Annotated in this window: 7 protein-coding genes; all 7 read left to right on the top strand. The window is 40.5% G+C overall.

What is annotated here, in order from left to right; genetic code table 11:
* Positions 1 to 167 precede the first annotated feature (167 nt).
* The 7 genes from CFPU101_RS25030 to CFPU101_RS25060 all read left to right on the top strand — a co-directional run bounded on the left by CFPU101_RS25030 (position 168) and on the right by CFPU101_RS25060 (position 4,022).
* Positions 168 to 365, top strand: a complete 198-nt coding sequence (locus CFPU101_RS25030; protein ID WP_206818575.1) for a hypothetical protein — start codon at positions 168 to 170, stop codon at positions 363 to 365.
* A 43-nt stretch (positions 366 to 408) separates the two neighbouring features.
* Positions 409 to 807 (top strand): nuclear transport factor 2 family protein, encoded by a 399-nt coding sequence (locus CFPU101_RS25035; protein ID WP_206818577.1) that lies wholly within the window; start codon positions 409 to 411, stop codon positions 805 to 807.
* Between the two features lie 121 nt (positions 808 to 928).
* Positions 929 to 1,693, top strand: coding sequence for a ParA family protein (locus tag CFPU101_RS25040; RefSeq protein ID WP_206818579.1), 765 nt, complete (start codon positions 929 to 931; stop codon positions 1,691 to 1,693).
* An 11-nt stretch (positions 1,694 to 1,704) separates the two neighbouring features.
* A complete protein-coding gene (locus tag CFPU101_RS25045) occupies positions 1,705 to 2,340 on the top strand; it encodes a hypothetical protein (RefSeq protein ID WP_206818581.1) in 636 nt (211 codons plus the stop codon).
* A gap of 126 nt (positions 2,341 to 2,466) precedes the next feature.
* Positions 2,467 to 2,754: a hypothetical protein gene (locus CFPU101_RS25050; protein WP_206818583.1), complete on the top strand. Its 288-nt coding sequence runs from the start codon at positions 2,467 to 2,469 to the stop codon at positions 2,752 to 2,754.
* A gap of 27 nt (positions 2,755 to 2,781) precedes the next feature.
* Positions 2,782 to 3,096, top strand: coding sequence for a hypothetical protein (locus CFPU101_RS25055; RefSeq protein ID WP_206818586.1), 315 nt, complete (start codon positions 2,782 to 2,784; stop codon positions 3,094 to 3,096).
* Between the two features lie 317 nt (positions 3,097 to 3,413).
* A complete protein-coding gene (locus tag CFPU101_RS25060) occupies positions 3,414 to 4,022 on the top strand; it encodes a replication/maintenance protein RepL (RefSeq protein ID WP_206818588.1) in 609 nt (202 codons plus the stop codon).
* Positions 4,023 to 4,129: the final 107 nt, after the last annotated feature.

The raw sequence follows: 4,129 nt of genomic DNA on the forward strand, positions 1-4,129 counted from the left end.
CAATTACTCCAGGCATAGACTTATCATCTGCTAATCGCTCATAAGCATAACGTGTAATTGTTGCTACATCATGAGTCCGCAAAATTCTATTTTCTTGGGCTGCCCATTCTAATATTATTGGATCATCTTCACCTGATACTCGGTTAGACTTCGAGAATTGGATTCATGTGACTCAGAAAGAGATAGCTGACCAACTGAATATTAAAAAGCAGAATGTATCTAGTGCAATGATCTTGCTGGTCGATAAGGAGATTTTGCTCAAGGGGCCGAAGATGGGACGTTCCTACGCCTACAGGCTAAATCCTGATTTTGGCTGGAAAGGTAGAGTTGCTAGTTTAGATGAGTATCGACAGAAACGTCGCTGATTAAGTTCAACTGTTATGTACAAACAAAAGAAGAAATAGACAAATGAGTCAACATCCTATAGAGCTTCTTATCCAGAAAGCAGACAAAGCAATAAATCAGGAAGATTTCGATACCCTGATCAATATTTACGCTGATGATGCCATATTGGTAATTAAACCTAATGTGAATGCGACGGGAAAAGCGCAAATTAAGGAAGCATTTGGCAAAATTGCCGATTACTTTGAACATACTTTAGATGTCAAACAGGCGGAGATGAAGATTCTCGAAACAGGGGATACTGCCCTAGTCTTGGCTAAAACCATAGTCTCAGCAAAGAATTATCCCACAGTAGAAAGGAGAGCAACTTATGTATTTAAGCGGGACACAAATGGAGGCTGGTTATGTGCTATTGATAATTCTTACGGACACGATTTGCTTGAATCTGACAAACAGAGTGCATAGTTATCGGTTGGCAAGTGGCTTCCCCGAAGCTTAAACAATCGATTAATATAGCAATACAACTTGTTAGTAAGTTAACTCGATAACTGTCTGACAAGTTAACAACTTATCAAGTAGACAAGCTATGATTATCGCTCTTGTCAACCAAAAAGGCGGAGTCGCCAAAACCACATCATCCATTTGCTTAGGAGGAATCCTAGCCGAAACCGCCCTCTGTCTCGTCGTTGACCTCGACCCTCAAGGCAACTTAACCTCTGGGTTAGGCTTGAACCTCGAAGACAGCGAAGACGACCAACCAACTATCTATGAAGTCCTCAAAGAAGAAGCCACCGCAGAGTCCGCGATCGTTCGTACCAAGCTCACTCAACTTGACCTGTTACCCGCCGATATTCTCCTGGCCAACGGAGAACCCGAACTGATTAGCAAAGTCGGTAGTTCTTATATTCTTTCTGAAAGACTTGCGCCCGTTAAAGCCAAATATGCCCACATCCTCATCGACTGCCCCCCATCGTTAGGACTTTTAACCGTTAACGCCCTCACTTGTGCCGATGCTGTTTTAATTCCTGTTCAGTGTCAATTCTTTGCCCTCAAAGGATTAGCTTCTCTACTAGATACCATCTCTGCCGTACAGAAGCGACTCAACCCTAACTTGAAGATTTTAGGAGTCATCCCCACGATGGCCGATAACACCATCATGTGCAGAGATGTTCTAGACTCTCTAGCCAAACGGATGCAGGATTTAACGACCATCTTCGAGCCAGTTCCTAAATCGGTTAAGTTTGCCGAATCCAACCTAGCAGGTGAACCGATTCACCTTTACGCCGCCAAAGACCCCAAACTCTCAGACCCTTATCGAACCATTGCCCAAAGAATTTTATCTAGTAACTAGGAGGAAAACTAATGCCCAGACGAGCCAGAATCAGTGATAACGACCCTCTCAACAAAACCGATAAAGTTTTAGAGCGGTTTGAACAACTTAGCCAGCCAGCCAGCGAACCAGTTGATATGTCAACAAGTGAACTTGTTAATCAGTCATTAAGTCAACAAGATAGCACAGCCGAGCAGCTAGAAGGTGAAGAAGCTGAACAGTTAACCAGTCAACCCGTTACAAAAGAAGTTGATGAACTACCTAGCATCCCAGAAAGTGAACCTGTTATAAATACAACAAGTCAACCTAATGACAAGAAAACAAGTCAAACTCGTTCCCGCTCACAAGACAGCAAGTTAACTTCTCAACCAGTAGAACAGCCTACCTCTACTCAAACCGAAGACTCAACTAGCCATCAAGTTGAGAAGCCAACAAGTCAAAAAGACGAGCTACTAGCAGTAGAACTCAAAAAAGCTACTTTCCAGCTTGATAAAGCAGTCTTGACTAAGCTAGAGAAATTTGTTCTCGGTCTTCAACTAGAACTCGGTAAAGAGAATGCCCCCTATAAGGAGGTCATCGTAGAGGAGGCTATAGAACGTCTTTTAAATAATGAGCCGACTAGAATTCTTAAAGCTCTGGAAAAACGGCAGAAAAGAAGGAAAGACTGAAAAGAGCAGGACACATCAGAAAATTTATATTTAGTGATCTAGATTCCCCTGAACCCTCTGCCACTCCATCCTTGAATCTTCAAAATAGTACAATATCAAAAAACCCATAAGGGAAAACTCAAAGAAATGCGAATTAAAGTTAAAGGTCGTATTGACTTAAAAGAAATTAATCAAGTAAGCGAAAAAGTCTTTGAATACCTCTCTAGATACGGAATTACCGAAACGCGCGATCTAACTTTTTACTTGACAATTCTCCATCCAGAAACTAAAGAAAGAGTTATTCTAGTTCAGTCCGAAACGGGAGAAGAGTTAGAGGGTTGGTTATTTGAAGATCCTAATAAAAAAGTCGTTAACCAAAAACCCAACGTTATTGAAGTCGACTTTAATGCTAATCATGAAAAAAGCGAATCTTAACTAAATTAAAAACCACATTAAAAATTTATGAGAGTGAAAATTCAGGGTATCGTTAATCAAGAACGTTTTAAAAGAACTCTTGAAAAAGTCGCTGAGTATCTTGATTCATCAGGCATTCAACAAATCCAAGGAATTAATTTTTATTTAACTCCACTTCATCCTGAAACGGGAGAAGAAGCCCTAATAATAGATTCTTTGACTCGTGAAGAAATAGATACTATTATGCTCGATAACCCAACTCAAAAAGTTACTAAAAGAAAGTCTAGCCAAATTAAAGCTGTTGACACTATAAAAGCAGAAGCTATTCAAAAACAAAAAAAAGGCCGTAAAAAAACTCAATAAAATCTTTTTCCCCGAAGCCCAAAAATGGCCGAGAGGCCTAGCCGAGCAGCTTCCTAAGTACGGTAAGGCTGATCGCTTCTCGAGAGCGTGGCGACTCGAGGTCGCCAATTGCCTTCACTACCCCCGCACTATTCGCCCCCCTGGGGGGCTGTGCCAATCGACTCATAAGTTTAACTGATAAGCGTAGCTTATCCTTTTTTAACACAAAGACAAACAAAATAACTTATCAATGGCTCTATATAAGGGTTGTCAATTTGGATAGTTATCATATACGATAACTGACTTATCATATATGATAACTATCTCTTGGTGGATTTATGAAACGTAGAAGAATATCCTCAGTAGATCAAGATACGGGTGAGGTGTTAGAAGGTGTAGTGGTTTATTGTGGAGTTAAGCAGAATCCTTATTCAACGGGTTGGGTTATGAATAGTCAAGAAGCCCTAGAACAACTAGCAACCGATGATGATTTAAAAGGTGAAGCTTATAAAGTTCTTCTTCTTTTATTAGCACGACTTGACTTTGAAAATTGGATTCAAATTACTCAAAAAGAAATAGCTGAAAAGCTCAAAATGAAGTTACCTAACGTTTCAAGAGCTATTTCCATTCTTGAAGAGAAGGGAATTATACTCAGAGGGCCAAAAATCGGACGCTCTTACGCTTTCAGGCTCAACCCCCATTACGGCTGGAAAGGCAAAGTAAAGAACTTGAACGACTACCGCAAGCAGGAAGAAGAGAAAACTAGACATCTTCAAGTCGTCCCGAATCCCGAACCAACCCGACAAAGTTCCCCACCTAAAATCGGTCAGCCAATTATTCAGCACTCAGATGAGGTTAATCAATTAAGTCAACAGTTCGACATCCCTACCGAGAAATTAGAAAAACTCCTAAGCTACTTTCAAAACGTCCAAGACAATCCCGTCTAAACTCATGAATTGACTTGTTAGTAAGTTAACTTCTTATCTAGTTGTAAGGTTAACAAGTAGTTAATTCATTTGGTCTTCTGATGGCTTTGAACCTCTCATGACTTTAG

Origin of the sequence: Chroococcus sp. FPU101, from assembly GCF_017312365.1 — a bacterium.
Lineage (GTDB): Bacteria > Cyanobacteriota > Cyanobacteriia > Cyanobacteriales > Microcystaceae > Chroococcus.

Bases quoted from the DNA above. Each gene is read 5' to 3' on its own strand.
- CFPU101_RS25035 (WP_206818577.1), top strand. From the start codon at position 409: ATGAGTCAACATCCTATAGAGCTTCTTATCCAGAAAGCAGACAAAGCA.
- CFPU101_RS25040 (WP_206818579.1), top strand. From the start codon at position 929: ATGATTATCGCTCTTGTCAACCAAAAAGGCGGAGTCGCCAAAACCACA.
- CFPU101_RS25045 (WP_206818581.1), top strand. From the start codon at position 1,705: ATGCCCAGACGAGCCAGAATCAGTGATAACGACCCTCTCAACAAAACC.
- CFPU101_RS25050 (WP_206818583.1), top strand. From the start codon at position 2,467: ATGCGAATTAAAGTTAAAGGTCGTATTGACTTAAAAGAAATTAATCAA.
- CFPU101_RS25055 (WP_206818586.1), top strand. From the start codon at position 2,782: ATGAGAGTGAAAATTCAGGGTATCGTTAATCAAGAACGTTTTAAAAGA.
- CFPU101_RS25060 (WP_206818588.1), top strand. From the start codon at position 3,414: ATGAAACGTAGAAGAATATCCTCAGTAGATCAAGATACGGGTGAGGTG.